Raw genomic sequence first — 26,010 nt, forward strand, 5'->3', positions numbered from 1 at the left:
GAGCAGGTAGAAAGACTCAACGTATTTATCTTTAAGAGAAAGAGACTACGCTAATAGCAGTAGTTGTATTTATTTGTGATTTTGCACAAATTTTTTTGTGCATTTATAATACTCATGATTTGAGGGGTGAAGCAGTTGACAGGTCAACTAGTTCAATACGGACGCCACCGCCAACGAAGAAGTTATGCCCGTATTAGTGAAGTATTAGAGTTACCAAATCTTATCGAAATTCAAACCTCTTCTTATCAGTGGTTTCTTGATGAGGGTTTGCGAGAAATGTTCCAAGACATTTCTCCGATTGAAGACTTTACGGGAAATCTATCGCTTGAATTTATCGACTACAGCTTAGGTGAACCTAAATACTCTGTAGACGAATGCAAAGAGCGTGATGTGACGTATGCAGCACCACTTCGTGTAAAAGTGCGTCTAATCAACAAGGAAACTGGTGAAGTAAAAGAACAAGATGTGTTCATGGGAGATTTCCCACTCATGACAGAGACTGGAACATTCGTAATTAACGGTGCAGAACGTGTTATCGTTTCCCAGTTAGTTCGCTCTCCAAGCGTATACTATAGTGGCAAAGTGGATAAAAACGGAAAACGTGGTTTTACTGCTACTGTAATTCCAAACCGCGGAGCTTGGTTAGAGTATGAGACAGATGCTAAGGATGTTGTATATGTGCGTATTGACCGTACGCGTAAACTTCCTGTAACTGTTTTGTTACGCGCATTAGGGTTTGGCTCTGATCAAGAAATCACCGAGCTTTTAGGTGATAACGAATACTTAAGCAACACATTAGAAAAAGACAACACAGATAGCACAGAAAAAGCATTGCTTGAAATTTATGAGCGTCTACGTCCTGGTGAACCACCAACAGTAGAAAATGCTAAGAGCTTACTTGTGTCTCGTTTCTTCGATCCAAAGCGCTATGATTTAGCAAATGTAGGTCGCTATAAGATCAACAAGAAGTTACACATTAAAAACAGATTGTTTAATCAACGTTTAGCTGAAACATTAGTGGATCCAGAAACTGGTGAAATTTTAGCGGCAGAAGGAACAATCTTAGATCGTCGTACACTTGATCGCATTTTACCTTACTTAGAGAAAAACATTGGATTCAAAACAGCGAAACCAATGGGTGGAGTGGTAGAAGGCGATGTTGAGCTGCAATCTATTAAGATTTATGCTCCTGAGTCGGAAGGCGAACGCGTAATTAATGTAATTGGTAATGCAAACATTACTCGTGATGTGAAACACATCACACCAGGTGATATCCTTGCTTCTATCAGTTACTTCTTCAACCTACTATACAAAGTAGGGGATACAGATGATATTGACCATTTAGGAAACCGTCGTCTGCGTTCTGTTGGAGAACTATTACAAAATCAATTCCGTATCGGTCTTTCTCGTATGGAACGTGTTGTTCGTGAGAGAATGTCGATCCAAGATACAAATGCGATTACACCACAGGCACTAATTAATATTCGTCCTGTTATTGCATCTATTAAAGAGTTCTTCGGAAGTTCTCAGTTATCTCAGTTTATGGACCAAACAAACCCATTAGCAGAGTTAACTCACAAACGAAGACTATCTGCATTAGGACCTGGTGGTTTAACGCGTGAGCGCGCAGGCTTTGAAGTGCGTGACGTTCATTACTCTCACTACGGTCGTATGTGTCCGATTGAAACACCAGAGGGACCAAACATCGGTTTGATTAACTCATTATCTTCGTTCGCGAAAGTAAATGAGTTTGGTTTCATTGAAACACCATACCGTCGTGTTGACCCAGAAACTGGTCTTGTAACAGGGCATGTTGATTACTTAACAGCAGATGAAGAAGATAATTATGTTGTAGCCCAAGCGAATATGAAATTATCTGACGAAGGTGAATTCCTAAGTGAAGATATCGTAGCTCGTTTCCGTGGTGAAAACATTGTCACAAATAGAGAACGCATCGACTACATGGATGTATCTCCAAAACAAGTAGTGTCGGCAGCGACAGCTTGTATTCCGTTCTTAGAAAACGATGACTCTAACCGCGCACTTATGGGAGCGAACATGCAACGTCAGGCGGTTCCGTTAATGAATCCGGAATCTCCGATTGTAGGTACAGGTATGGAGTACGTATCAGCAAAAGACTCAGGTGCTGCAGTAATCTGTAAACATCCTGGTGTTGTTGAGCGCGTAGAAGCACGTGAAGTTTGGGTACGTCGCTATGTAGAAGTTGACGGTCAAACAGTAAAAGGCGACTTAGATCGCTACAAAATGCAAAAATTCATTCGTTCTAACCAAGGAACTTGTTACAACCAACGTCCAATCGTAAGTGTTGGAAATGAAGTTGTAAAAGGTGAAATCCTTGCGGATGGTCCTTCTATGGAATTAGGTGAACTAGCACTTGGACGTAACGTGCTTGTTGGCTTCATGACTTGGGACGGTTATAACTACGAGGATGCGATCATCATGAGTGAGCGCCTTGTAAAAGATGATGTGTACACTTCTATTCATATTGAAGAATATGAATCAGAAGCTCGTGATACGAAGCTTGGACCAGAAGAAATTACACGTGACATTCCAAACGTTGGGGAAGACGCATTACGTAACCTTGACGAGCGCGGTATCATTCGCGTTGGTGCTGAAGTAAAAGATGGAGATTTACTTGTTGGTAAAGTAACACCTAAAGGTGTAACAGAATTAACAGCTGAAGAACGTCTATTACATGCTATCTTTGGAGAAAAAGCGCGTGAAGTACGTGATACATCACTACGTGTACCACACGGTGGTGGCGGTATTATCTTAGACGTAAAAGTATTCAACCGTGAAGATGGCGATGAATTGCCACCAGGCGTGAATCAACTTGTACGTGCATATATCGTTCAAAAACGTAAAATTTCTGAAGGTGACAAGATGGCCGGACGTCACGGTAACAAAGGTGTTATTTCTCGTATTTTACCAGAAGAAGATATGCCTTACTTACCAGACGGTACGCCAATCGATATCATGTTAAACCCATTAGGGGTACCATCTCGTATGAATATCGGTCAGGTATTAGAGCTTCATCTTGGTATGGCAGCAAGATACCTTGGCATTCACATTGCAACACCAGTATTCGATGGTGCTCGTGAGGAAGATGTTTGGGGCACAATTGAAGAAGCTGGTATGGCAAATGACGCGAAAACAATCCTGTATGACGGACGTACTGGTGAACCATTCGATAACCGCGTATCTGTTGGTGTCATGTATATGATCAAACTTGCGCACATGGTTGACGATAAACTTCATGCCCGTTCTACTGGACCATACTCACTTGTAACGCAGCAACCTCTTGGAGGTAAAGCTCAGTTCGGTGGACAGCGTTTTGGTGAGATGGAGGTTTGGGCACTTGAAGCTTACGGTGCTGCTTATACTCTTCAAGAAATCTTAACAGTGAAGTCTGATGATGTTGTTGGACGTGTTAAGACTTATGAAGCAATTGTTAAAGGCGAAAATGTTCCAGAACCAGGCGTTCCTGAATCATTCAAAGTATTGATTAAAGAGCTGCAAAGTTTAGGTATGGACGTTAAAATGATGTCTAGCGACGATACAGAAATTGAAATGCGTGATACAGAAGATGACGATGATCATCAATCAGCAGATAAATTGAATGTCGAAGTTGAGACAACTAAGGAATAATTGGGATAACCTGTAGACTAAAAGGGAGGTAGGCCCCTTGATAGATGTAAATAACTTTGAATATATGAAGATTGGACTTGCTTCACCTGACAAGATTCGTTCTTGGTCATACGGTGAAGTTAAGAAACCAGAAACTATTAACTATCGTACGTTAAAGCCTGAAAAAGATGGCTTGTTCTGTGAGCGTATTTTCGGACCACAAAAGGACTGGGAATGTCATTGCGGAAAATACAAACGTGTACGTTATAAAGGTGTAGTTTGTGATCGATGTGGCGTTGAAGTAACGCGTGCAAAAGTACGTCGTGAACGTATGGGTCATATCGAATTAGCTGCTCCTGTATCTCATATTTGGTATTTCAAAGGTATCCCGAGCCGCATGGGACTTGTCTTAGACATGTCCCCTCGCGCGCTTGAAGAAGTAATTTATTTCGCTTCTTATGTTGTAACAGAAAGTGGAGATACACCACTTGATAAGAAGCAATTACTTTCTGAAAAAGAATACCGTGCATATCGTGATCGATATGGTAGCACATTCCAAGCTGCTATGGGTGCAGAAGCAATTAAAAAGCTACTACAAGACATCGATTTAGATAAAGAAGTAGACTTCTTAAAAGAAGAATTAAAAACAGCACAAGGACAACGCCGTACTCGTGCTATTAAACGTCTAGAAGTATTAGAAGCATTCCGTAACTCTGGAAATGAACCGTCTTGGATGATCTTAGATGTTCTACCAGTAATTCCACCAGAACTACGCCCAATGGTACAGTTAGACGGTGGACGTTTTGCTACTTCTGACTTAAACGACTTATACCGTCGTGTAATTAACCGTAACAATCGTTTAAAACGTCTATTGGACTTAGGTGCACCAAGCATCATCGTCCAAAACGAAAAACGTATGTTACAAGAAGCTGTAGACGCATTAATCGATAATGGTCGTCGTGGCCGTCCAGTTACTGGACCAGGTAACCGTCCATTAAAATCACTATCTCACATGCTTAAAGGTAAACAAGGACGTTTCCGTCAAAACTTATTAGGTAAACGTGTTGACTACTCTGGTCGTTCTGTAATCGTTGTAGGACCGAACTTAAAGATGTATCAATGTGGATTACCAAAAGAAATGGCGCTTGAACTGTTCAAACCTTTCGTAATGAAAGAGTTAGTTGAAAAAGGATTAGCACATAACATTAAGAGTGCGAAACGTAAAATCGAGCGTGTACAACCTGAAGTTTGGGACGTTTTAGAGTCTGTGATTAAAGAACATCCAGTACTTCTAAACCGCGCACCAACACTTCACCGTCTTGGTATCCAGGCGTTTGAACCTACATTAGTAGAAGGTCGCGCAATCCGTCTTCACCCACTTGTATGTACTGCATACAACGCGGACTTTGACGGTGACCAAATGGCCGTTCACGTACCTTTATCATCAGAAGCTCAAGCTGAAGCTCGTCTTCTTATGTTAGCGGCACAAAACATCTTGAACCCGAAAGACGGTAAACCAGTTGTTACTCCATCTCAGGATATGGTATTAGGTAACTATTACTTAACACTTGAGCGTGAAGGTGCAATCGGTGAAGGTATGGTCTTCAAAGATGCAAACGAAGCATTGCTTGCATATCAAAATGGATATGTTCATCTTCATACACGTGTTGCAGTAGCTGCAAGTGCAGTAAACAACGCAACATTTACTGAAGAGCAAAAGAGTATGCTTCTATTAACAACAGTTGGTAAATTAATATTTAACGAAATCTTACCAGAGTCGTTCCCTTATATTAATGAACCAACAAATTCAAACCTTGAAAAAGAAACACCAGCGAAATATTTCGTTGAAAAAGGTGCGAACATTAAAGAAATTATTGCTAGTCGCGAAGAAGTGGCGCCATTTAGCAAGAAAATCCTTGGTAACATCATTGCGGAAGTATTCAAACGTTTCCAAATTACAGAAACGTCTCGCATGCTTGACCGTATGAAAAACTTAGGATTCAAGTACTCTACAAAAGCTGGTATTACAGTTGGGGTATCTGACATTCTTGTATTAGGCGAAAAAGATGAAATTCTCCACGAAGCACAAGCAAAAGTAGATAATGTAATTAAACAATTCCGTCGCGGTTTAATCACGGAAGAAGAACGTTACGATCGCGTTATCTCTATTTGGAGTAATGCAAAAGATGTTATCCAAGGAAAACTGATGAAATCCTTGAATAAACGCAACCCAATCTTCATGATGAGTGACTCAGGTGCCCGTGGTAACGCATCTAACTTTACTCAGCTTGCTGGTATGCGTGGTCTTATGGCCAATCCATCTGGTCGTATCATCGAACTTCCAATCAAATCGAGTTTCCGTGAAGGTTTAACAGTACTTGAGTACTTCATCTCTACGCACGGTGCGCGTAAAGGTCTTGCTGATACAGCACTTAAAACTGCCGATTCTGGTTACTTAACACGTCGTCTTGTTGACGTTGCACAAGATGTAATCGTTCGTGAAGATGATTGTGGAACAGATCGCGGTTTATTAATCGGTGCGATTAAAGAGGGTAATGAAGTTATCGAGTCATTATATGATCGTCTTGTTGGACGTTTTGCAAGAAAAACTGTAAAACATCCTGAAACAGGTGAAGTATTAGTTGCTGAAAATCAATTAATTACTGAAGATATCGCTCATATCGTTGAAAATTCGGGTGTTGAAACTGTAAACATTCGTTCAGCGTTTACGTGTAACACTCGCCACGGTGTATGTAAGAAGTGTTACGGTCGTAACTTAGCAACTGGAACAGACGTAGAAGTAGGAGAAGCGGTAGGTATTATCGCAGCTCAATCTATCGGTGAGCCAGGTACACAGTTAACGATGCGTACATTCCATACAGGTGGGGTTGCCGGAGATGATATCACTCAAGGTTTACCTCGTATCCAAGAGATCTTCGAAGCTCGTAATCCGAAAGGTCAGGCAGTTATCAGTGAAATCGACGGTGTTATCGCAGCGATCAACGACGTTAAAGATCGCCAAGAAGTAGTTGTACAGGGTGAAGTTGAAGCTCGTACGTATGCTATTCCTTACGGTGCTCGTCTGAAAGTAACTCCAGGACAGCCAATTAGCCACGGTAAAGAGTTAACAGAAGGTTCTATTGATCCGAAAGAATTACTAAAAGTAACGGACATTACGGCGGTTCAAGAATACTTATTACGTGAAGTTCAAAAAGTATACCGTATGCAAGGGGTAGAAATTGGTGACAAACACGTAGAAGTAATGGTACGTCAAATGTTACGTAAAGTTCGTGTAAGTGATGCAGGTGAAACAGATGTATTACCAGGAACATTACTAGATATCCATCAGTTCACTGATGCGAATGCTAAGGTCTTACTGCAAGGTAAGCAACCAGCAACAGCTAGACCTGTTCTACTTGGTATTACAAAAGCTTCACTTGAAACAGATTCATTCTTATCTGCAGCATCGTTCCAAGAAACAACTCGTGTCTTAACTGATGCAGCAATTAAGGGTAAACGCGATGAACTTCTAGGATTAAAAGAAAATGTTATTATCGGTAAACTTGTTCCTGCTGGAACAGGTATGAATCGTTATCGCAAAGTGGATCTTGTAAAAACAACACAAGATGATATGAATGTAGAAAACGATGAGGTTTATGTGGAACAGTAAAATTTTCCGGCATAAATTTTGTATAAAAACAATTAATCTTAGTTGACATTGTATGAGTCAAAATGTTACTATAATCAAGGTTGCTCCTGAACGATGCTTTGGAGGATATTTATATGTCTTATCAAAAAGTATCAACTGCTGAAAATGTAGTCGTTGGTCATAAACGCACATTGAAGGCAATCAAAAATGGTACAGTTAAAGAAGTTGTCATCGCAGAGGATGCTGACATGCGGTTAACCCATGCTATCATTCGTGTTGCAATGCAATATAACGTGCCCATAACAAAAGTTGAATCAGTTCGTAAGCTTGGTAAAGCTTCGGGGATTCAAGTGGGAGCTTCAGCAATAGGAATAATAAGTTAAAACTGTTTTTGTGAGGAGAGAGCATTTGCTCTTCCTTGCAAAAACTTTGTTTTCAACTAATAATGAACCACCTGGATATGTGGTCATACAAACATGCGAAGGGAGGATAATCAAATGCCTACTATTAACCAATTAGTGAGAAATGGTCGTACTGATAAAGTATGGAAATCTAAATCACCTGCGTTAAACAAAGGTTTTAACTCTTTAAAGAAAAAATCAACTGATATCTCTGCACCTCAAAAACGTGGTGTATGTACTCGTGTTGGTACAATGACTCCAAAGAAACCTAACTCAGCGTTACGTAAATACGCTCGTGTACGTTTAACAAACGGTATCGAGGTTACAGCTTACATCCCAGGTATCGGTCATAACCTACAAGAGCATAGCGTAGTATTAATTCGCGGTGGTCGTGTAAAGGATTTACCGGGGGTACGTTACCACATCGTTCGTGGTGCGCTTGACACAGCTGGTGTTGACAAACGTATGCAAGGACGTTCTAAATATGGTACTAAGAGACCAAAACCTGCTAAAAAATAATAACTTTAAAATGAAAGGAGGAACTCAATATGCCTCGTAAAGGACCTGTTGCGAAACGTGACGTGTTACCAGATCCAATGTACAATTCGAAGCTAGTAACACGCCTTATCAACAAAATGATGGTTGACGGTAAAAAAGGTAAATCTCAAACAATTCTTTATAATGCGTTCGATATCGTAAACGAACGTACTGGTAAAGAGCCAATGGAAGTATTCGAGCAAGCTCTTAAGAACATCATGCCTGTTCTTGAAGTACGCGCTCGTCGTGTTGGTGGTGCTAACTACCAAGTTCCAGTTGAGGTTCGTCCAGAACGCCGTACAACTTTAGGTCTTCGTTGGTTAGTAAACTACGCTCGTCTTCGTGGTGAAAAAACTATGGAAGAGCGTCTTGCTAACGAAATCTTAGATGCAGCTAACAACGCTGGTGCATCTGTTAAGAAACGTGAAGACACTCATAAAATGGCAGAAGCTAACAAAGCATTTGCTCATTACCGTTGGTAGGATTCAACGTAAAATAAATGTAAGCATAAACCGCTTTATTTGTCGCTTATGGAAGTGTGGAGAGGGAGAATGCCTCTCCCTTTCATCGGGCGCTCGTTTTACATAATGAGAGTACTGGACATACTGACATGTGTAACAATATAAAGTGGCTTTTTTGCTACTTAAAATAAAAAAATCCAATCCATATATGGAAGGAGCAAGACACCAAATGGCAAGAGAGTTCTCTTTAGAAAACACTCGTAATATTGGTATCATGGCTCACATCGATGCTGGTAAAACAACAGCAACTGAGCGTATTCTGTACTACACAGGACGTATTCATAAAATCGGTGAAACTCACGAAGGTGCATCTCAGATGGACTGGATGGAGCAAGAGCAAGAGCGTGGTATCACAATTACTTCTGCTGCAACTACAGCACAATGGAAAGGTCATCGTGTAAACATCATTGATACTCCAGGACACGTAGATTTCACAGTAGAAGTAGAACGTTCTTTACGCGTACTTGATGGTGCTGTAGCAGTACTTGATGCGCAATCTGGTGTAGAACCACAAACAGAAACTGTTTGGCGTCAGGCTACTACTTACGGCGTACCTCGTATCGTATTCGTTAACAAAATGGATAAGATCGGTGCAGATTTCTTATACTCTGTAGGAACAATCCACGATCGTTTACAAGCAAACGCACATCCAATTCAGTTACCAATCGGTGCTGAAGATGAGTTCAATGGTATCATTGACCTTGTTGAAGAGTGTGCTTACATGTACGGTAACGATTTAGGAACAGACATTCAACGTGTTGAAATTCCTGAAGAGCACAAAGAATTAGCTGAAGAATACCGTGGAAAACTTATTGAAGCGGTAGCTGAGCTTGATGAAGAAATGATGATGAAGTACCTAGAAGGTGAAGAAATCACTGTAGAAGAGCTTAAAGCTGGTATCCGTAAGGCTACAACTTCTGTAGAATTCTTCCCAGTAATCTGTGGTTCTGCATTCAAAAACAAAGGTGTTCAAATTCTGTTAGACGCAGTTATCGACTACCTTCCATCTCCACTAGATGTACCTGCTATTAAAGGTACTCTACCGGATACAGATGAAGAAGTAGAACGTAAGTCTAGCGATGAAGAACCATTCGCAGCTTTAGCATTCAAAATCATGACTGACCCTTATGTTGGTAAGTTAACGTTCTTCCGTGTGTACTCTGGTGTGTTAAACTCTGGATCATACGTGAAAAACTCAACTAAAGGTAAGCGTGAGCGTGTAGGTCGTATCCTACAAATGCACGCTAACAGCCGTGAAGAGATTTCAACAGTTTACGCTGGTGATATCGCTGCTGCTGTAGGTTTAAAAGATACTACTACTGGTGATACTCTTTGTGACGAGAAGAGCCTTGTTATCCTTGAGTCTATGGAATTCCCAGAGCCAGTTATCTCTGTAGCTATCGAACCAAAATCTAAAGCTGACCAAGATAAAATGGGTACAGCATTATCTAAGCTTTCTGAAGAAGATCCAACATTCCGTGCTCACACTGACCAAGAAACTGGCCAAACTATCATCGCTGGTATGGGTGAACTTCACCTTGATATCATCGTTGACCGTATGCGTCGTGAATTCAAAGTGGAAGCAAACGTTGGTGCTCCTCAGGTAGCATACCGTGAGACTTTCCGCGCTGCTGCGAAAGTTGAAGGTAAGTTCGCTCGTCAATCTGGTGGTCGTGGACAATTCGGTCACGTTTGGATTGAGTTTGAACCTAACGAAGAAGGTAAAGGATTCGAATTCGAAAACAAGATCGTCGGTGGTGTAGTTCCTCGTGAATACATCCCAGCTGTTGGAGCAGGTCTTGAAGATGCACTTAAAAATGGTGTACTAGCTGGTTATCCACTAGTTGACATTAAAGCTGCATTAGTTGACGGATCTTACCATGATGTCGATTCATCTGAGATGGCGTTCAAAATCGCTGCATCTATGGCACTTAAAGCTGCGGTTTCTAAATGTAGCCCAGTAATTCTTGAGCCAATGATGAAAGTTGAAGTTGTAATTCCTGAAGAGTACATGGGTGACATTATGGGTGACGTAACATCTCGTCGTGGACGTGTAGAAGGTATGGAAGCTCGCGGTAACGCACAAGTTGTTCGCGCTATGGTTCCACTTTCTGAAATGTTCGGTTATGCAACGTCATTACGTTCTAACACTCAAGGACGCGGAACATTCTCTATGGTGTTTGACCACTATGAAGAAGTACCAAAGTCTGTTTCTGAAGAAATTATCAAAAAAAATAAAGGTGAATAATTGATTTTTATCGATTGTTCAAGTATAACTACTTATGTAAGCTTAGAAAGTGGGACGTAAGTTTCACTTTCTAGTCTAAATATAAAATAACCTATATAAACTAAGGAGGAATTTAGAATGGCTAAAGCTAAATTCGAACGTTCTAAACCCCATGTTAACATCGGTACAATCGGCCACGTTGACCATGGTAAAACTACATTAACTGCTGCGATCACTACAGTTCTTGCAAAAGCTGGTGGTGCTGAAGCACGCGGATACGATCAAATCGATGCTGCTCCAGAAGAAAGAGAGCGCGGTATCACAATCTCAACTGCACACGTTGAGTACGAAACTGAAACTCGTCACTATGCACACGTTGACTGCCCAGGTCACGCTGACTATGTTAAAAACATGATCACTGGTGCTGCTCAAATGGACGGCGGTATCTTAGTAGTATCTGCTGCTGATGGCCCAATGCCTCAAACACGTGAGCACATCCTTCTTTCTCGTCAAGTAGGTGTTCCTTACATCGTTGTATTCTTAAACAAATGCGACATGGTAGATGACGAAGAATTATTAGAATTAGTAGAAATGGAAGTTCGCGACCTATTATCTGAATACGGATTCCCAGGCGACGACATTCCTGTAATCAAAGGTTCTGCTCTTAAAGCTCTTCAAGGAGAAGCTGATTGGGAAGCAAAAATCATTGAATTAATGGCTGAAGTTGATGCTTACATCCCAACTCCAGAACGTGAAACTGACAAACCATTCTTAATGCCTGTAGAGGACGTATTCTCTATCACAGGTCGTGGTACAGTTGCTACTGGTCGTGTTGAGCGCGGTATCGTTAAAGTTGGTGACGTAGTAGAAATCATCGGTCTTGCTGAAGAAAATGCTTCTACAACTGTAACTGGTGTAGAGATGTTCCGTAAACTTCTTGACCAAGCTCAAGCTGGAGACAACATCGGTGCTTTACTTCGTGGGGTTGCTCGTGAAGACATCCAACGTGGACAAGTACTTGCAAAAAGCGGTTCTGTAAAAGCTCACGCTAAATTCAAAGCTGAAGTTTTCGTATTATCTAAAGAAGAAGGTGGACGTCACACTCCATTCTTCGCTAACTACCGTCCTCAGTTCTACTTCCGTACAACTGACGTAACTGGTATCATCCAATTACCAGAAGGTACTGAAATGGTAATGCCTGGTGACAACATCGAAATGACTATCGAACTTATCGCTCCAATCGCTATCGAAGAGGGAACTAAATTCTCTATTCGTGAAGGTGGACGTACAGTAGGTTACGGTGTAGTTGCTACTATCGTTGAGTAATCTTAACTGATATAAAAAAACCTAAGGGATTTTCCCTTAGGTTTTTTGTTTGCGTTTATATAAGGGAGAAGAGAGTGTTTTTTGTTTTGACGAGTTTCTTCTATAGTAATATAAAAACAACAAAAGATAATCCAGAAACTGTAAAATGAATTCTGTTAGATGAAAACTTGAAATTCTTTAAAGTGCCATGTATAATAGCAAAAGTAGAGAAAAGCAGATGTAAACAAAAAGATGCTTGCATCTAGACGAATAACATTGTATAATAGACAATGTTGGTCTTTGACTGCGATGAAGTGGAAGGTTGCTGACACACCCGGCCGCTTTGCCATGGCATGGTGTGGGGAAATTTCCATGGAGAAGGTCTATTTTAGAAATAGGCGAACGAAGGAGGGAAAATAATGGCAAAAGAAAAAATTCGTATCCGTTTAAAAGCTTACGATCACCGTATTCTTGATCAGTCAGCTGAGAAAATTGTAGAAACAGCTAAGCGTTCTGGGGCAACAGTTTCTGGTCCGATCCCATTACCAACTGAAAAAACTGTTTACACAATTCTTCGTGCTGTTCATAAGTACAAAGATTCTCGTGAGCAATTCGAAATGCGCACGCACAAACGTCTAATCGACATCGTGAGTCCTACTCCACAAACAGTAGATTCATTAATGCGTTTAGACTTACCATCTGGTGTAGATATCGAAATCAAACTATAATTTATATAACTTAAAAATGTAGGAGGTGTAACTCATGACCAAAGGAATCTTAGGAAGAAAGATCGGTATGACTCAAGTATTTGCTGAGAACGGTGAGTTAATCCCAGTAACAGTTATCGCTGCTAATCCAAACGTTGTTCTTCAAAAGAAAACAACTGAAACTGATGGCTACAATGCAATCCAGTTAGGATTTGAAGATAAACGTGAAAAGTTAACTAACAAACCTGAACAAGGCCACACTGCTAAAGCATCTACAACTCCTAAGCGCTTCATTCGCGAAATCCGCGATGCAGACGTGGACGGATTAGAGGTTGGTCAAGAGGTAAAAGTTGACGTATTCGCTACAGGTGAAATCGTTGATGTAACAGGAATTTCTAAAGGTAAAGGTTTCCAAGGTGTTATCAAACGCCACGGACAATCTCGCGGACCTATGTCTCATGGTTCTCGCTATCACCGTCGTCCAGGTTCAATGGGCCCAGTTGCTCCGAACCGTGTATTCAAAGGCAAAAAACTTGCTGGACGTATGGGTGGAGACCAAGTTACTATCCAAAACTTAGAAATCGTTCAAGTTGACACTGAGCGCAACTTATTACTAGTAAAAGGTAACGTTCCAGGTGCTAAGAAATCTCTTGTAGTTGTTCAAGGCGCTGTGAAGGTTAGCAAATAATTCACAATAGGAAGGAGGAATTCCAATGCCAAAAGTTACTGTATATAACCAAACTGGTTCACAGGTTGGTGAAATCGAATTAGCTGAAGCTATTTTCGGTATCGAACCAAATGAAGCTGTACTTTTCGAAGCTGTAATGATGCAACGTGCATCTTTACGTCAAGGTACACACAAAGTAAAAACTCGCTCTGAAGTTCGCGGTGGTGGTCGTAAACCATGGCGTCAAAAAGGAACTGGACGTGCTCGTCAAGGGTCTATCCGCTCTCCTCAATGGCGTGGTGGTGGTACGGTATTCGGACCTACACCAAGAAGCTATGCGTACAAACTTCCTAAGAAAGTTCGTCGTTTAGCAATCAAATCTGCATTAGCTACTAAAGTAGTTGAGAACAACATTGTAGTTCTTGAAGACCTAGTGTTAAATGCACCAAAAACAAAAGATATGCTAGCAGTACTTAAAGGATTAACTGTTGAGAAGAAAGCTCTTATCGTAACTGCTGATGCAAACGAATCTGTAGAGTTATCTGCTCGCAATATCCCTGGAGTAACAGTAATCACTGCTGATGGCGTAAACGTTTTAGACGTGCTTCATCATGATAAGCTAATCATGACAAAAGCGGCAGTGGAAAAAGTAGAGGAGGTGCTTGCATAATGAGAGATCCTCGTGATATCATTAAGCGCCCAGTTATCACTGAACGTTCTATGGAAATGATGGCTGAAAAAAAATACACGTTCGATGTGGACGTTAAATCTAATAAAACAGAAGTTAAAGATGCTCTTGAAGCGATCTTTGGTGTTAAAGTAGAAAAAGTGAACATCATGAACTACAAGCCGAAAGCAAAACGCGTTGGTCGTCACGCTGGTTTTACTAGCCGTCGTCGTAAAGCAATCGTTAAGCTAACTGCTGACAGCAAAGAAATCGAAATCTTCCAAGGCGTTTAATTCTTACTAAAGAAGGAGGGAAATTGAGATGGGAATCAAAAAGTATAATCCAACTACTAACGGTCGTCGTAATATGACTACGAATGATTTCGCTGAAATCACGACTGATAGACCCGAAAAGTCATTACTTGCTCCTTTAAGCAAGAAGGCTGGTCGTAATAACCAAGGTAAAATCACTGTACGTCATCAAGGTGGCGGACATAAGCGTCAATACCGTATCATCGACTTTAAGCGTAACAAAGATGGAATTCCAGGACGCGTTGCTACGATCGAATACGATCCAAACCGCTCTGCGAATATCGCATTAATTAACTACGTTGACGGTGAAAAACGTTACATTCTTGCTCCTAAATCTTTAGAAGTAGGTATGGAAGTTATGTCTGGCCCAGAAGCTGACATTAAAATCGGTAACGCATTACCATTAATCAACATTCCAGTAGGTACTGTTGTTCATAACATCGAGCTTAAGCCTGGTCGTGGCGGACAATTAGTTCGTTCTGCTGGTACATCTGCTCAAGTACTTGGTAAAGAAGGTAAATACGTACTTGTACGTTTAACTTCTGGTGAAGTACGTCTTGTATTATCTGCTTGTCGCGCTTCAATCGGTCAAGTAGGTAACGAACAACACGAACTTATCAAAATCGGTAAAGCAGGTCGCTCTCGCTGGTTAGGTAAACGCCCAACAGTTCGTGGTTCTGTAATGAACCCGGTTGATCACCCACACGGTGGTGGTGAAGGACGTTCTCCAATCGGACGTAAGTCTCCAATGTCTCCATGGGGTAAACCAACTCTTGGATTCAAGACTCGTAAGAAAAACAAAGCGTCTGACAAATTCATCGTTCGTCGTCGTAAAAAATAATGGGATTGTAGTACGGTTCATTTCTAGAACCGTACGCCAATCACGAAGGGAGGCACCAAAATGGCTCGTAGCTTAAAAAAAGGACCATTTGTCGATGATCACTTAATGAGCAAAATGGAAAAATTAGTTGCATCTGAGCAAAAACAAGTTGTTAAAACTTGGTCTCGCCGTTCAACAATCTTCCCTCAGTTCATCGGACACACAATCGCTGTATATGATGGTCGTAAACACGTACCTGTGTACATCACTGAGGATATGGTTGGCCATAAGTTAGGTGAATTCGCACCAACTCGTACGTACAAAGGTCACCTTGCTGACGATAAGAAAACTAGAAGATAATGAGAGGAGGCACTTCAATGCAAGCTAAAGCAGTAGCGAGAACAGTTCGTATTGCTCCTCGTAAAGTTCGTTTAGTAGTAGACTTAATCCGAGGTAAGCAAGTGGGTGAAGCGATTGCTATCCTTAACCACACACCAAAAACTGCTTCTCCAGTTGTAGAAAAAGTTTTAAAATCTGCAATCGCAAATGCAGAGCACAATTATGAGATGGACATTAACAACCTAGTTGTTGAAAAAGTTTTCGTTGACGAAGGTCCAACGTTAAAACGTTTCCGTCCACGTGCAATGGGTCGTGCAAGCCAAATTAACAAACGCACAAGCCACATCACAGTTGTGGTATCAGAAAAGAAGGAGGGATAATCGATGGGTCAAAAGGTTAATCCAATTGGTCTTCGTGTCGGCGTTATCCGTGACTGGGAATCTCGTTGGTTCGCTGAGAAAGATTACGCTACATTATTACATGAAGACATCAAAATCCGTGAGTACATTAATGTACGCTTAAAAGATTCTGCTGTTGCTAAAGTAGAAATCGAACGTGCAGCAAATCGTGTAAATGTTACAATTCACACTGCAAAACCTGGTATGGTAATTGGTAAAGGTGGTACTGAAGTTGAAGCACTTCGTAAAGCTCTTAACCAATTAACAGGCAAGCGTGTACACATCAACATTTTAGAAGTTAAGAGAGCTGATCTTAACGCTAAATTAGTAGGCGAAAACATCGCTCGTCAATTAGAAAACCGTGTATCATTCCGTCGTGCACAAAAGCAAGTTATTCAACGTGCTATGCGTGCAGGTGCTAAAGGTATTAAAACACAGGTTTCTGGTCGTCTTGGCGGAGCTGATATCGCTCGTGCAGAATCTTACAGTGAAGGAACTGTTCCACTTCATACACTTCGCGCTGATATTGACTATGCAGCAGTTGAAGCTGATACAACATACGGTAAATTAGGCGTAAAAGTATGGATCTACCGTGGAGAAGTCCTTCCTACAAAAAAGAAAGCTTCTGAGGAAGGAGGAAAATAATATGTTAATGCCAAAACGCGTAAAATATCGTAGAGAGCATCGTGGTAAAATGCGTGGTCGTGCTAAAGGTGGAACTGAAATTGCTTTCGGTGAATTCGGTTTACAAGCACAAGCTGCTTCATGGATTACAAACCGTCAAATCGAAGCTGCTCGTCGTGCAATGACTCGTTACATGAAACGTGGCGGTAAAGTATGGATTAAAATTTTCCCTTCTAAACCTTACACTGCAAAACCTCTAGAAGTACGTATGGGTTCCGGTAAAGGGGCACCAGAAGGCTGGGTAGCAGTAGTAAAACCTGGGAAAATTATGTTCGAAATCGCGGGTGTATCTGAAGAGGTAGCACGCGAAGCATTACGTCTTGCAGCTCACAAGTTACCTGTGAAATGTAAATTCGTAAAACGTGAAGAAAATGGTGGTGAATCTAATGAAAACTAATGATATTCGTGAATTAACCACTGCCGAAATCGAAACAAAAGTTAAAGCTTTAAAGGAAGAGTTGTTTAATCTTCGCTTCCAACTTGCTACAGGACAATTAGAGAATCCAACTCGCATTCGTGAAGTGCGTAAAGCAATTGCTCGTATGAAAACTGTAGTTCGTGAAAGAGAGATCGGAATTAATCGATAAATTGAGGGGAGGTTTGCATAGTGAGCGAACGTAACCAACGCAAAGTTTATACTGGTCGTGTAGTGTCTGACAAAATGGACAAAACGATTACAGTTTTAGTTGAAACTTACAAAACTCATTCCTTGTACGGAAAACGTGTTAAGTATTCTAAGAAGTACAAAGCCCATGATGAGCAAAACCAAGCGAAACTTGGCGATATCGTTAAAATCATGGAAACTCGCCCGCTTTCTGCTACTAAGCGTTTCCGTTTAGTTGAAATCGTTGAAGAAGCGGTTATTATCTAAATAGACGAATCGGAATTTTTAGTCCGAAGGGAGGTTTCATAACATGATCCAACAAGAATCTCGTTTGAAAGTTGCTGACAACTCTGGTGCACGTGAACTTTTAACAATTAAAGTATTAGGCGGCTCTGGTCGTAAATATGCTAACATTGGTGACATTATCGTTGCTACGGTAAAACAAGCAACACCAGGTGGCGTTGTTAAAAAAGGTGACGTTGTTAAAGCAGTAGTGGTACGTACGAAGAGCGGAGCTCGTCGTCCGGACGGTTCTTACATCAAATTTGATGAAAACGCAGCGGTTATCATTAAAGACGATAAGAGCCCACGTGGTACTCGTATCTTCGGACCAGTAGCTCGTGAATTACGTGATAGCAACTTCATGAAGATCGTTTCTTTAGCTCCAGAAGTTCTATAATTTAAGGTATTGCCTTGCTAAGGAGGTGCAGAATTAAGATGCATGTAAAAAAAGGTGATAAAGTACAGGTAATCACTGGTAAAGACAAAGGAAAACAAGGCGTTATCCTTGTGGCTTTCCCAAAGCAAAACCGTGTTATCGTTGAGGGTGTCAATATCGTTAAGAAGCACTCTAAGCCATCTCAATTAAATCCACAAGGTGGAATTATTACTAAAGAAGCACCTATTCACGTTTCTAACGTTATGATTTTAGATCCGAAAACAGGTGAACCTACTCGTGTAGGCTTCAAAGTAGAAGATGGTAAAAAAGTTCGTATTGCAAAAAAATCTGGTGAATTATTAGATAAATAATTTTCTTAAGAAAGGAGGTCACTTCATTGAATCGCCTTAAAGAGAAGTTCCAAAAGGAAATTACTCCTGCTCTAGTGAGCAAGTTTAACTATAAATCTGTAATGCAGGTACCAAAAATCGAAAAGATCGTAATCAACACTGGTGTTGGTGACGCGGTATCTAACTCAAAAGCGTTAGACAACGCAGTAGAAGAATTAACACAAATCACAGGTCAAAAACCTGTTGTAACTCGTGCTAAAAAATCAATCGCTGGTTTCCGTCTTCGTGAAGGTATGCCAATCGGTGCGAAAGTAACTTTACGCGGCGAGCAAATGTATGAGTTCTTCGACAAATTAGTATCAGTTTCTTTACCACGTGTACGTGATTTCCGTGGTGTTTCTAAGAAATCATTCGATGGTCGTGGAAACTATACATTAGGTGTTAAAGAGCAACTTATTTTCCCTGAGATTGATTATGATAAAGTAAGCAAAGTCCGCGGTATGGACATCGTAATCGTTACTACAGCGAAAACTGATGAAGAAGCTCGTGAACTTTTAACACAATTCGGTATGCCATTCCAAAAATAATGGAAGCCAACGCTAAGTAGAGGAGGCGAAAACGTGGCTAAAAAATCTATGATAGCGAAACAAAAGCGTACTCCTAAGTTTAAAGTACAAGAGTATACACGTTGCGAACGCTGCGGTCGTCCGCATTCTGTATACCGCAAATTTAAACTTTGCCGTATTTGTTTCCGTGAACTTGCATATAAAGGTCAAATTCCTGGTGTTAAAAAAGCTAGTTGGTAAAACCCACAAATGGGAAGGAGGTAAAACACATGGTGATGACAGATCCAATTGCAGACATGCTTACTCGCATCCGTAATGCGAACATGGTACGTCATGAGAAATTAGAGGTTCCTGCTTCTAAAATCAAAAAAGAGATCGCTGAACTTTTAAAACGTGAAGGTTTCATTCGTGATGTAGAATACATCGAGGATAACAAACAAGGTATCCTTCGTATTTTCCTGAAATATGGTGCAAACAATGAACGTGTAATCACTGGATTAAAACGTATCAGTAAACCTGGCTTACGCGTTTACGCTAAAGCTGACGAAGTACCACGTGTACTTAACGGATTAGGTATCGCTCTTGTTTCTACATCTAAGGGAGTAATGACAGACAAAGACGCTCGTCAATTACAAACTGGTGGAGAAGTAGTAGCATACGTTTGGTAATATATATTTAAAACGAACGGAGGTGTGACCACATGTCTCGTATTGGTAAAAAGATTCTTGAAATCCCTGCAGGTGTTACTATTACAGTTGCAGAAGACAATACTGTAACAGTAAAAGGCCCTAAAGGTGAATTAACTCGTACTTTCAATGCTGATATGCTTATCAAAATTGAAGAGAATACATTAACAGTTGAGCGTCCATCTGAACAGAAGGAACACCGTGCATTACACGGTACAACTCGTGCTTTAATCGGAAACATGGTTGAAGGTGTAACTGAAGGTTTCGCACGCGGACTTGAATTAGTCGGTGTTGGTTACCGTGCTCAAAAACAAGGTGATAAACTTGTATTAAGCGTAGGTTATTCTCATCCAGTAGAAATGACTCCGGAAGCAGGTCTTGAAGTTGAAGTACCTGCACCAACTAAGATCGTAATTAAAGGTATCGACAAGCAACGTGTTGGCGAATTCGCTGCTAACATCCGTGCTGTACGTGCTCCTGAGCCTTACAAAGGTAAAGGTATTCGTTACGAAGGCGAAGTTGTTCGTCGTAAAGAAGGTAAAACTGCTAAGTAAACCCGTTAGGTGAGAGAAAGGAGTGACAAGAATGATCACTAAAGCTGATAAAAATGCGACTCGTAAGAAAAGACATGCACGTGTACGTGCTAAACTTACTGGTACTGCAGAGCGTCCACGTTTAAACGTGTTCCGTTCTAACCAACATATTTACGCTCAAGTTATTGATGATGTGAATGGTGTAACGTTAGTAAGTGCATCTACTCTTGATAAAGACCTTGCTCTTAACGGTACTAGCAATATTGAAGCTGCTACGAAAGTTGGAGAATCAGTTGCTAAGCGTGCTGTAGAGAAAGGCGTTAAAGAAGTAGTATTTGATCGCGGTGGTTACTTATACCATGGCCGTGTTAAAGCTCTAGCTGAAGCTGCTCGTGAGGCTGGATTACAATTTTAATGGTCAAAGGAGGGAAAATTGATGCATCGCATTGACCCAAGTAAATTAGAACTTGAAGAACGTGTAGTTACGATAAATCGTGTCGCGAAAGTTGTTAAGGGTGGTCGTCGTTTCCGCTTTGCTGCACTAGTTGTAGTTGGCGATAAAAACGGTCATGTTGGATTCGGTACTGGTAAAGCACAAGAGGTACCAGACGCAATCCGTAAAGCTATCGAAGACGCTAAGAAAAACTTAATCGCTGTACCATTAGTTGGTACAACAATTCCACACACAATCAACGGTCATTTTGGCGCTGGTGAAGTATTCTTAAAACCTGCTGCTGAGGGTACTGGTGTTATTGCTGGTGGACCTGTTCGTGCGGTCCTTGAATTAGCTGGTGTACAAGATATTCTTTCGAAATCTCTTGGTTCTAACACACCAATCAACATGATTCGCGCTACTGTGAACGGATTAAGCGAACTTAAGCGCGCTGAAGATGTTGCAAAATTACGCGGTAAATCTGTAGAAGAGCTACTAGGTTAAGGAGGGAAAACAAATGGCGAAAAAGTTAGAAATTACCCTCACTCGTAGTGTAATTGGTCGTCCACAAGATCAACGTGCGACGGTAGAAGCTTTAGGTCTTAAAAAGTTGAATTCAACTGTAGTTAAGGAAGAAACTCCTGCTATTCTTGGTATGATCAACAAAGTTTCTCACCTTGTAACTGTAAAAGAAGCTTAAGGATAACTCATTAATATAAGGAGGTGCCTGGGAATGAAACTTCATGAATTAAAACCTGCAGAAGGTTCTCGTAAAGTACGTAACCGTGTCGGTCGTGGTATCGGTTCTGGTAACGGTAAAACTGCTGGTAAAGGTCATAAAGGACAAAACGCACGTTCTGGCGGCGGTGTTCGTCTTGGCTTCGAAGGTGGTCAAACTCCATTATTCCGTCGTTTACCAAAACGCGGCTTCACAAACATTAACCGTAAAGAGTTTGCTATTGTAAACTTATCAACGTTAAATCGTTTTGAAGATGGTACAGAAGTAACACCTGAATTATTGCTGGAAACTGGCGTTATCAGCAAGTTAAACGACGGTGTTAAAGTTCTTGCAAGCGGAGCAGTAGAGAAAAAACTAACTGTTAAAGCGCACAAGTTCTCTTCAAGTGCTAAAGAAGCAATTGAAGCAGCTGGCGGATCAGTTGAGGTGATCTAATGTTTCGTACAATCTCCAACTTTATGCGCGTTGCTGAGATAAGACGTAAAATATTATTCACTTTAGCGATGTTAATCGTATTCAGGATTGGCACGTTTATCCCCGTGCCATTTACAAATGGAGACGTACTGAAGGCACAAGATCAATTAAATGCTTTAGGTATTCTAAATACATTTGGCGGTGGAGCCTTGAAAAACTTCTCCATCTTTGCGATGGGAATCATGCCGTATATTACAGCATCCATCATCGTGCAATTATTGCAGATGGATGTTGTTCCTAAATTTTCGGAATGGTCGAAGCAAGGTGAAATGGGCCGTCGTAAATTAACGCAATTCACGCGTTACTTTACAATTGTTCTTGCGTTTATTCAGGGGTTTGGTATGTCAATCGGTTTTAACGGTATGGTAGGTGGACAATTAATTTTGAATCCAGGTTGGAGCACTTATTTATACATTGCTACGGTACTGACTGCTGGTACTGCATTTTTAATGTGGTTAGGTGAACAGATTACAGCTAAAGGTGTAGGTAATGGTATTTCCATCCTTATCTTTGGCGGTATTGCCGCAGCGATCCCAAGTGTTATATCTCAAGTGTATCAGCAACAGTTTCAAAATATCGGAGATCAATTGTTCATGAGTATCGTTAAAGTTGCATTGATTTTACTAGCTGTGCTAGCAGTTATTGTGGGTGTTATTTTCATTCAACAGGCTGTTAGAAAGATTCCAATTCAATATGCGAAGCGTGTAACAGGAGGAAATGGTGGTTATGCTGGAGCACAAAACACACATTTACCGCTTAAGGTAAATAGTGCTGGTGTTATTCCAGTAATTTTTGCTGTTTCATTCTTAATTACGCCTCCGACTATTGCACAGTTCTTCCCGAAACATGATGTATCGCAGTGGATTATTGCAAACTTTAACTATTCTCACCCAGTGGGAATGATCATATATGTTGCGCTCATTGTAGCCTTCACATATTTCTATGCATTTGTTCAGGTTAATCCAGAGCAAATGTCAGAGAATCTAAACAAGCAAGGTGGATATGTTCCAGGTATTCGTCCGGGTAAGAATACGGAACAATATCTAACAAAAATCTTGTATCGTTTGACCTTTGTAGGATCAATTTTCCTAGCAGCGATTGCAATCTTACCAGTTATCTTTACGAAATTGGGAAATCTTCCTCCATCTGCACAGATCGGTGGAACGAGTATGTTAATCGTTGTCGGCGTTGCTTTAGAAACAATGAAGCAGCTAGAAAGCCAACTGGTAAAACGCCATTACAAAGGGTTTATCAAGCAGTGAGTAAGTGGGAAGAATTGTCTTCCCTACATGCTCATGTACTCTGAGGGGGAACAAGGATGAACTTAATTTTAATGGGGCTTCCTGGTGCTGGTAAAGGTACACAAGCCGAACAGATTGTTGCCAAGTATAACATCCCTCACATTTCAACAGGAGACATGTTCCGTGCAGCTATGAAGGCTGAAACTGAAATGGGTCTACAAGCAAAATCTTTTATTGATAAAGGTGCACTTGTTCCAGATGAAGTTACGATCGGAATCGTTCGTGAACGTTTAAGTCAAGACGACTGCGTAAGAGGTTTCTTACTAGACGGTTTCCCACGAACTGTTGCACAAGCATCAGCTCTTGAAGAAATTATGAAAGATCTTGGCAAAAAAATCGACTATGTTTTAAACATTAATGTGGATTCAGGGTTGTTATTAAAACGCCTTACAGGCCGTCGCATTTGTAAAGAGTGCGGTGCGACTTACCACTTAGAATTCAATCCACCAGCAAAAGCTGATGTGTGCGATAAATGTGGTGGCGAATTATATCAACGCTCTGATGACAATGAAGAAACTGTAGCAAATCGTTTAGATGTAAATATTAAGCAAACAAAACCTTTGCTTGATTTCTACGAAGAGCTTGGTTACTTACAAAGCATTAATGGTGAGCAAGATATCAATAAAGTATTTGCTGATATCGATGTTCTCATCGGAGGCTTAGCGTAATGATAATCTGCAAAACTCCTCGCGAGATAGAAATCATGCGAGAAGCTGGCAGGATCGTTGCTTTGACTCATCAAGAGTTGAAACAGCACATTACTCCAGGAATTACAACGAAAGAGCTCGATCAAATAGCGGAAAAGACGATTCAAAAATATGGTGCTACGCCATCTTTTAAAGGATACAACGGATTTCCGGGGAGCATATGTGCTTCTGTAAATGAAGAGCTTGTACACGGAATTCCAGGGAAGCGCAAGCTCAAAGAGGGCGATATCATCAGTATCGATATTGGTGCGAAATACAATGGGTACCATGGAGATTCTGCATGGACGTATCCAGTTGGAAACATTTCTGAATCTGTTCAAAAGCTACTTGATGTCACAGAAAAATCGTTGTATCTTGGTCTAGAACAAGTAAAACCAGGCGAGAGATTATCAAATATCTCACATGCGGTTCAAACCCATGCTGAAGAGAATGGATTCTCGATCGTTAGGGAGTATGTTGGTCACGGAATCGGGCAAGACTTACATGAGGACCCTCAAATCCCGCACTATGGTCCACCAAATAGAGGCCCTAGATTAAAGCCGGGAATGGTCATCTGTGTTGAGCCGATGGTGAATCAAGGAAGACGATATGTAAAAACACTATCTGATGACTGGACAGTGGTAACGGTAGATGGTAAATGGTGTGCCCATTTTGAGCACACGATTGCTCTTACAGAAGCAGGATACGAAATCCTTACCACTTTATAAGTAGCTGGCTCTCCGGGATTTCAGAGCAGTGTAAAATGTTACTGATTTGAAGAAGGGAGAACTATTGAATGGCTAAAGATGATGTAATTGAAGTCGAAGGTACCGTTCTTGAAACGTTGCCAAATGCTATGTTCAAAGTAGAATTAGAGAATGGGCATGTCGTATTGGCTCACGTTTCTGGTAAAATCCGTATGAACTTCATTCGTATTTTACCAGGAGACAAAGTTACGGTAGAATTATCTCCGTACGATTTAAATCGTGGTCGTATTACGTACCGTTTTAAATAATATAGCACTCCGTAATCTTTAAGGAGGTTCGAGACATGAAAGTAAGACCGTCAGTTAAACCAATCTGCGAAAAATGTAAAGTTATTCGTAGACGTGGAAAAGTAATGGTTATTTGTGAAAACCCTAAACATAAACAAAAACAAGGTTAATCAGAAGGAGGTGCATTCGTAATGGCACGTATCGCAGGTGTAGATATTCCTCGAGACAAACGCGTTGTTATTTCTTTAACTTACGTATTCGGCATTGGTCGCACAACTGCTGAAAAAATTCTTGCTGAAGCAGGTATTTCTGAAGAAACACGAGTTCGTGATTTAACGGAAGACGAATTAGGACGTATCCGTGATATCATCGATCGTATTAAAGTTGAGGGAGACCTTCGTCGTGAAGTATCTCTTAACATCAAACGTCTAATGGAGATCGGTTCTTACCGTGGTCTTCGTCACCGTCGTGGTTTACCAGTTCGTGGTCAAAACTCTAAAAACAATGCTCGTACACGTAAAGGTCCACGTCGTACAGTAGCAAATAAAAAGAAATAATAAGTAAAGGAGGTTGAACTAACAATGGCACGTAAAACAAACACTCGTAAAAAACGTGTGAAAAAGAATATTGAAGCTGGTATAGCTCATATTCGTTCTACTTTCAACAACACAATCGTAACACTTACAGATACTCACGGTAACGCACTTTCTTGGTCTAGTGCTGGTGCACTTGGTTTCCGTGGATCTCGTAAATCTACTCCATTCGCTGCGCAAATGGCTGCTGAAACTGCTGCTAAAGCTGCAATGGAACACGGTTTAAAAACTTTAGAGGTTACTGTTAAAGGTCCTGGTGCTGGTCGTGAAGCTGCAATTCGTGCTCTTCAAGCTGCAGGTCTAGAAGTAACAGCAATTAGAGATGTTACTCCAGTTCCTCATAATGGATGTCGTCCACCAAAACGTCGTCGTGTGTAATTTTTCTGTATAGAATTTTCCCTTTTGTCTATAATGGATATGATGCATTATCGAGAAATTTCGTACAGAAACATCGCTTGTTGTGCACAATCGGGAACTGCCTAAGGGGGACTTTCGGTTAGACAGGGGTTATA

The 26,010-nt window shown here is 40.9% G+C and carries 35 protein-coding genes; all 35 read left to right on the forward strand.

All coding sequences use genetic code 11. The annotated features are described in order from the left end of the window. The first annotated feature begins 135 nt into the window (after positions 1-135). Positions 136-3,669 (forward strand): DNA-directed RNA polymerase subunit beta, encoded by a 3,534-nt coding sequence (gene rpoB, locus D1166_RS25120; RefSeq protein ID WP_000147553.1) that lies wholly within the window; start codon positions 136-138, stop codon positions 3,667-3,669. A 37-nt stretch (positions 3,670-3,706) separates the two neighbouring features. Then, entirely contained in the window at positions 3,707-7,318 is a 3,612-nt protein-coding gene (rpoC, locus tag D1166_RS25125; RefSeq protein WP_000567939.1) for a DNA-directed RNA polymerase subunit beta', read from the forward strand. A gap of 113 nt (positions 7,319-7,431) precedes the next feature. Beyond that, positions 7,432-7,680, forward strand: coding sequence for a ribosomal L7Ae/L30e/S12e/Gadd45 family protein (locus tag D1166_RS25130; RefSeq protein WP_097856691.1), 249 nt, complete (start codon positions 7,432-7,434; stop codon positions 7,678-7,680). Between the two features lie 114 nt (positions 7,681-7,794). Continuing rightward, on the forward strand, positions 7,795-8,217 hold the full coding sequence (rpsL, locus tag D1166_RS25135; RefSeq protein WP_001142341.1) for a 30S ribosomal protein S12: 423 nt from the start codon (positions 7,795-7,797) through the stop codon (positions 8,215-8,217). A gap of 29 nt (positions 8,218-8,246) precedes the next feature. After that, on the forward strand, positions 8,247-8,717 hold the full coding sequence (gene rpsG, locus D1166_RS25140) for a 30S ribosomal protein S7 (protein WP_001137491.1): 471 nt from the start codon (positions 8,247-8,249) through the stop codon (positions 8,715-8,717). Between the two features lie 208 nt (positions 8,718-8,925). Next, positions 8,926-11,004 carry an elongation factor G gene (fusA, locus tag D1166_RS25145; RefSeq protein ID WP_000090370.1) on the forward strand — a complete coding sequence of 693 codons (2,079 nt, stop codon included), beginning with the start codon at positions 8,926-8,928 and terminating at the stop codon, positions 11,002-11,004. A gap of 117 nt (positions 11,005-11,121) precedes the next feature. Then, complete coding sequence (tuf, locus tag D1166_RS25150) at positions 11,122-12,309, forward strand: elongation factor Tu (protein ID WP_001029614.1); 1,188 nt, start codon at positions 11,122-11,124, stop codon at positions 12,307-12,309. Between the two features lie 398 nt (positions 12,310-12,707). Then, on the forward strand, positions 12,708-13,016 hold the full coding sequence (rpsJ, locus tag D1166_RS25160) for a 30S ribosomal protein S10 (protein ID WP_001040596.1): 309 nt from the start codon (positions 12,708-12,710) through the stop codon (positions 13,014-13,016). A 34-nt stretch (positions 13,017-13,050) separates the two neighbouring features. Next, entirely contained in the window at positions 13,051-13,683 is a 633-nt protein-coding gene (gene rplC, locus D1166_RS25165) for a 50S ribosomal protein L3 (protein WP_000160207.1), read from the forward strand. Between the two features lie 25 nt (positions 13,684-13,708). Then, on the forward strand, positions 13,709-14,332 hold the full coding sequence (rplD, locus tag D1166_RS25170; RefSeq protein ID WP_001127258.1) for a 50S ribosomal protein L4: 624 nt from the start codon (positions 13,709-13,711) through the stop codon (positions 14,330-14,332). After that, positions 14,332-14,622 carry a 50S ribosomal protein L23 gene (gene rplW, locus D1166_RS25175; RefSeq protein ID WP_001205558.1) on the forward strand — a complete coding sequence of 97 codons (291 nt, stop codon included), beginning with the start codon at positions 14,332-14,334 and terminating at the stop codon, positions 14,620-14,622. The genes rplD and rplW overlap by 1 nt, the downstream gene beginning before the upstream one ends. 28 nt (positions 14,623-14,650) lie before the next feature. Further along, positions 14,651-15,481 (forward strand): 50S ribosomal protein L2, encoded by an 831-nt coding sequence (gene rplB / locus D1166_RS25180; protein ID WP_000511583.1) that lies wholly within the window; start codon positions 14,651-14,653, stop codon positions 15,479-15,481. Positions 15,482-15,541: 60 nt separating this feature from the next. Next, positions 15,542-15,820 (forward strand): 30S ribosomal protein S19, encoded by a 279-nt coding sequence (gene rpsS / locus D1166_RS25185; RefSeq protein ID WP_000124454.1) that lies wholly within the window; start codon positions 15,542-15,544, stop codon positions 15,818-15,820. A gap of 17 nt (positions 15,821-15,837) precedes the next feature. Continuing rightward, positions 15,838-16,179, forward strand: coding sequence for a 50S ribosomal protein L22 (gene rplV / locus D1166_RS25190; protein WP_001148024.1), 342 nt, complete (start codon positions 15,838-15,840; stop codon positions 16,177-16,179). 3 nt (positions 16,180-16,182) lie between these two features. Continuing rightward, positions 16,183-16,842 carry a 30S ribosomal protein S3 gene (rpsC, locus tag D1166_RS25195; RefSeq protein ID WP_000529956.1) on the forward strand — a complete coding sequence of 220 codons (660 nt, stop codon included), beginning with the start codon at positions 16,183-16,185 and terminating at the stop codon, positions 16,840-16,842. A gap of 1 nt (position 16,843) precedes the next feature. Continuing rightward, the gene (rplP, locus tag D1166_RS25200) at positions 16,844-17,278 is read left to right on the forward strand and encodes a 50S ribosomal protein L16 (RefSeq protein WP_000928969.1); all 435 of its coding nucleotides are present in this window, start codon (positions 16,844-16,846) and stop codon (positions 17,276-17,278) included. Next, positions 17,268-17,468: a 50S ribosomal protein L29 gene (gene rpmC / locus D1166_RS25205; RefSeq protein WP_000855718.1), complete on the forward strand. Its 201-nt coding sequence runs from the start codon at positions 17,268-17,270 to the stop codon at positions 17,466-17,468. Before rplP ends, rpmC begins: the two co-directional genes overlap by 11 nt. A gap of 20 nt (positions 17,469-17,488) precedes the next feature. Next, positions 17,489-17,752: a 30S ribosomal protein S17 gene (gene rpsQ / locus D1166_RS25210; RefSeq protein ID WP_000004106.1), complete on the forward strand. Its 264-nt coding sequence runs from the start codon at positions 17,489-17,491 to the stop codon at positions 17,750-17,752. 43 nt (positions 17,753-17,795) lie between these two features. After that, complete coding sequence (gene rplN / locus D1166_RS25215) at positions 17,796-18,164, forward strand: 50S ribosomal protein L14 (RefSeq protein ID WP_000615912.1); 369 nt, start codon at positions 17,796-17,798, stop codon at positions 18,162-18,164. Between the two features lie 38 nt (positions 18,165-18,202). Continuing rightward, positions 18,203-18,514 carry a 50S ribosomal protein L24 gene (rplX, locus tag D1166_RS25220; protein ID WP_000558200.1) on the forward strand — a complete coding sequence of 104 codons (312 nt, stop codon included), beginning with the start codon at positions 18,203-18,205 and terminating at the stop codon, positions 18,512-18,514. A 26-nt stretch (positions 18,515-18,540) separates the two neighbouring features. Beyond that, on the forward strand, positions 18,541-19,080 hold the full coding sequence (gene rplE / locus D1166_RS25225; protein WP_001080831.1) for a 50S ribosomal protein L5: 540 nt from the start codon (positions 18,541-18,543) through the stop codon (positions 19,078-19,080). A 33-nt stretch (positions 19,081-19,113) separates the two neighbouring features. After that, positions 19,114-19,299, forward strand: coding sequence for a 30S ribosomal protein S14 (gene rpsN / locus D1166_RS25230; RefSeq protein ID WP_001085700.1), 186 nt, complete (start codon positions 19,114-19,116; stop codon positions 19,297-19,299). A 29-nt stretch (positions 19,300-19,328) separates the two neighbouring features. Beyond that, a complete protein-coding gene (gene rpsH, locus D1166_RS25235; RefSeq protein ID WP_000245511.1) occupies positions 19,329-19,727 on the forward strand; it encodes a 30S ribosomal protein S8 in 399 nt (132 codons plus the stop codon). A 32-nt stretch (positions 19,728-19,759) separates the two neighbouring features. Beyond that, complete coding sequence (rplF, locus tag D1166_RS25240; protein ID WP_000086558.1) at positions 19,760-20,299, forward strand: 50S ribosomal protein L6; 540 nt, start codon at positions 19,760-19,762, stop codon at positions 20,297-20,299. Positions 20,300-20,330: 31 nt separating this feature from the next. Next, positions 20,331-20,693: a 50S ribosomal protein L18 gene (gene rplR, locus D1166_RS25245; protein WP_000628816.1), complete on the forward strand. Its 363-nt coding sequence runs from the start codon at positions 20,331-20,333 to the stop codon at positions 20,691-20,693. A 21-nt stretch (positions 20,694-20,714) separates the two neighbouring features. Then, the gene (rpsE, locus tag D1166_RS25250) at positions 20,715-21,215 is read left to right on the forward strand and encodes a 30S ribosomal protein S5 (RefSeq protein WP_000554646.1); all 501 of its coding nucleotides are present in this window, start codon (positions 20,715-20,717) and stop codon (positions 21,213-21,215) included. A 13-nt stretch (positions 21,216-21,228) separates the two neighbouring features. Then, the gene (rpmD, locus tag D1166_RS25255; RefSeq protein WP_001085234.1) at positions 21,229-21,411 is read left to right on the forward strand and encodes a 50S ribosomal protein L30; all 183 of its coding nucleotides are present in this window, start codon (positions 21,229-21,231) and stop codon (positions 21,409-21,411) included. Positions 21,412-21,444: 33 nt separating this feature from the next. Beyond that, the gene (gene rplO / locus D1166_RS25260) at positions 21,445-21,885 is read left to right on the forward strand and encodes a 50S ribosomal protein L15 (protein WP_000766081.1); all 441 of its coding nucleotides are present in this window, start codon (positions 21,445-21,447) and stop codon (positions 21,883-21,885) included. Then, on the forward strand, positions 21,885-23,186 hold the full coding sequence (secY, locus tag D1166_RS25265; RefSeq protein WP_000490117.1) for a preprotein translocase subunit SecY: 1,302 nt from the start codon (positions 21,885-21,887) through the stop codon (positions 23,184-23,186). Before rplO ends, secY begins: the two co-directional genes overlap by 1 nt. Before the next feature lie 56 nt (positions 23,187-23,242). After that, positions 23,243-23,893, forward strand: a complete 651-nt coding sequence (locus tag D1166_RS25270) for an adenylate kinase (RefSeq protein ID WP_001048989.1) — start codon at positions 23,243-23,245, stop codon at positions 23,891-23,893. Beyond that, complete coding sequence (gene map / locus D1166_RS25275) at positions 23,893-24,639, forward strand: type I methionyl aminopeptidase (protein WP_000582539.1); 747 nt, start codon at positions 23,893-23,895, stop codon at positions 24,637-24,639. The genes D1166_RS25270 and map overlap by 1 nt, the downstream gene beginning before the upstream one ends. A gap of 68 nt (positions 24,640-24,707) precedes the next feature. Further along, positions 24,708-24,926, forward strand: coding sequence for a translation initiation factor IF-1 (gene infA, locus D1166_RS25280; RefSeq protein WP_001029884.1), 219 nt, complete (start codon positions 24,708-24,710; stop codon positions 24,924-24,926). Positions 24,927-24,961: 35 nt separating this feature from the next. After that, positions 24,962-25,075, forward strand: a complete 114-nt coding sequence (gene rpmJ / locus D1166_RS25285; protein WP_000868344.1) for a 50S ribosomal protein L36 — start codon at positions 24,962-24,964, stop codon at positions 25,073-25,075. A 21-nt stretch (positions 25,076-25,096) separates the two neighbouring features. Then, positions 25,097-25,462: a 30S ribosomal protein S13 gene (rpsM, locus tag D1166_RS25290; RefSeq protein ID WP_000090788.1), complete on the forward strand. Its 366-nt coding sequence runs from the start codon at positions 25,097-25,099 to the stop codon at positions 25,460-25,462. 24 nt (positions 25,463-25,486) lie between these two features. Beyond that, positions 25,487-25,876 (forward strand): 30S ribosomal protein S11, encoded by a 390-nt coding sequence (gene rpsK / locus D1166_RS25295; RefSeq protein WP_000101798.1) that lies wholly within the window; start codon positions 25,487-25,489, stop codon positions 25,874-25,876. Positions 25,877-26,010 lie beyond the last annotated feature (134 nt).

This window comes from Bacillus sp. ISO11 (assembly GCF_003458115.1).
In the GTDB taxonomy this organism is placed as follows: domain Bacteria; phylum Bacillota; class Bacilli; order Bacillales; family Bacillaceae_G; genus Bacillus_A; species Bacillus_A cereus.

Excerpts from the sequence above, each read along its gene's own strand:
- D1166_RS25130 (WP_097856691.1), top strand. The coding sequence starts at position 7,432 with ATGTCTTATCAAAAAGTATCAACTGCTGAAAATGTAGTCGTTGGTCAT.
- rpsL (WP_001142341.1), top strand. The coding sequence starts at position 7,795 with ATGCCTACTATTAACCAATTAGTGAGAAATGGTCGTACTGATAAAGTA.
- rpsG (WP_001137491.1), top strand. The coding sequence starts at position 8,247 with ATGCCTCGTAAAGGACCTGTTGCGAAACGTGACGTGTTACCAGATCCA.
- fusA (WP_000090370.1), top strand. The coding sequence starts at position 8,926 with ATGGCAAGAGAGTTCTCTTTAGAAAACACTCGTAATATTGGTATCATG.
- tuf (WP_001029614.1), top strand. The coding sequence starts at position 11,122 with ATGGCTAAAGCTAAATTCGAACGTTCTAAACCCCATGTTAACATCGGT.
- rpsJ (WP_001040596.1), top strand. The coding sequence starts at position 12,708 with ATGGCAAAAGAAAAAATTCGTATCCGTTTAAAAGCTTACGATCACCGT.
- rplC (WP_000160207.1), top strand. The coding sequence starts at position 13,051 with ATGACCAAAGGAATCTTAGGAAGAAAGATCGGTATGACTCAAGTATTT.
- rplD (WP_001127258.1), top strand. The coding sequence starts at position 13,709 with ATGCCAAAAGTTACTGTATATAACCAAACTGGTTCACAGGTTGGTGAA.
- rplW (WP_001205558.1), top strand. The coding sequence starts at position 14,332 with ATGAGAGATCCTCGTGATATCATTAAGCGCCCAGTTATCACTGAACGT.
- rplB (WP_000511583.1), top strand. The coding sequence starts at position 14,651 with ATGGGAATCAAAAAGTATAATCCAACTACTAACGGTCGTCGTAATATG.
- rpsS (WP_000124454.1), top strand. The coding sequence starts at position 15,542 with ATGGCTCGTAGCTTAAAAAAAGGACCATTTGTCGATGATCACTTAATG.
- rplV (WP_001148024.1), top strand. The coding sequence starts at position 15,838 with ATGCAAGCTAAAGCAGTAGCGAGAACAGTTCGTATTGCTCCTCGTAAA.
- rpsC (WP_000529956.1), top strand. The coding sequence starts at position 16,183 with ATGGGTCAAAAGGTTAATCCAATTGGTCTTCGTGTCGGCGTTATCCGT.
- rplP (WP_000928969.1), top strand. The coding sequence starts at position 16,844 with ATGTTAATGCCAAAACGCGTAAAATATCGTAGAGAGCATCGTGGTAAA.
- rpmC (WP_000855718.1), top strand. The coding sequence starts at position 17,268 with ATGAAAACTAATGATATTCGTGAATTAACCACTGCCGAAATCGAAACA.
- rplN (WP_000615912.1), top strand. The coding sequence starts at position 17,796 with ATGATCCAACAAGAATCTCGTTTGAAAGTTGCTGACAACTCTGGTGCA.
- rplX (WP_000558200.1), top strand. The coding sequence starts at position 18,203 with ATGCATGTAAAAAAAGGTGATAAAGTACAGGTAATCACTGGTAAAGAC.
- rpsH (WP_000245511.1), top strand. The coding sequence starts at position 19,329 with ATGGTGATGACAGATCCAATTGCAGACATGCTTACTCGCATCCGTAAT.
- rplF (WP_000086558.1), top strand. The coding sequence starts at position 19,760 with ATGTCTCGTATTGGTAAAAAGATTCTTGAAATCCCTGCAGGTGTTACT.
- rplR (WP_000628816.1), top strand. The coding sequence starts at position 20,331 with ATGATCACTAAAGCTGATAAAAATGCGACTCGTAAGAAAAGACATGCA.
- rpsE (WP_000554646.1), top strand. The coding sequence starts at position 20,715 with ATGCATCGCATTGACCCAAGTAAATTAGAACTTGAAGAACGTGTAGTT.
- rpmD (WP_001085234.1), top strand. The coding sequence starts at position 21,229 with ATGGCGAAAAAGTTAGAAATTACCCTCACTCGTAGTGTAATTGGTCGT.
- rplO (WP_000766081.1), top strand. The coding sequence starts at position 21,445 with ATGAAACTTCATGAATTAAAACCTGCAGAAGGTTCTCGTAAAGTACGT.
- secY (WP_000490117.1), top strand. The coding sequence starts at position 21,885 with ATGTTTCGTACAATCTCCAACTTTATGCGCGTTGCTGAGATAAGACGT.
- D1166_RS25270 (WP_001048989.1), top strand. The coding sequence starts at position 23,243 with ATGAACTTAATTTTAATGGGGCTTCCTGGTGCTGGTAAAGGTACACAA.
- map (WP_000582539.1), top strand. The coding sequence starts at position 23,893 with ATGATAATCTGCAAAACTCCTCGCGAGATAGAAATCATGCGAGAAGCT.
- infA (WP_001029884.1), top strand. The coding sequence starts at position 24,708 with ATGGCTAAAGATGATGTAATTGAAGTCGAAGGTACCGTTCTTGAAACG.
- rpmJ (WP_000868344.1), top strand. The coding sequence starts at position 24,962 with ATGAAAGTAAGACCGTCAGTTAAACCAATCTGCGAAAAATGTAAAGTT.
- rpsM (WP_000090788.1), top strand. The coding sequence starts at position 25,097 with ATGGCACGTATCGCAGGTGTAGATATTCCTCGAGACAAACGCGTTGTT.
- rpsK (WP_000101798.1), top strand. The coding sequence starts at position 25,487 with ATGGCACGTAAAACAAACACTCGTAAAAAACGTGTGAAAAAGAATATT.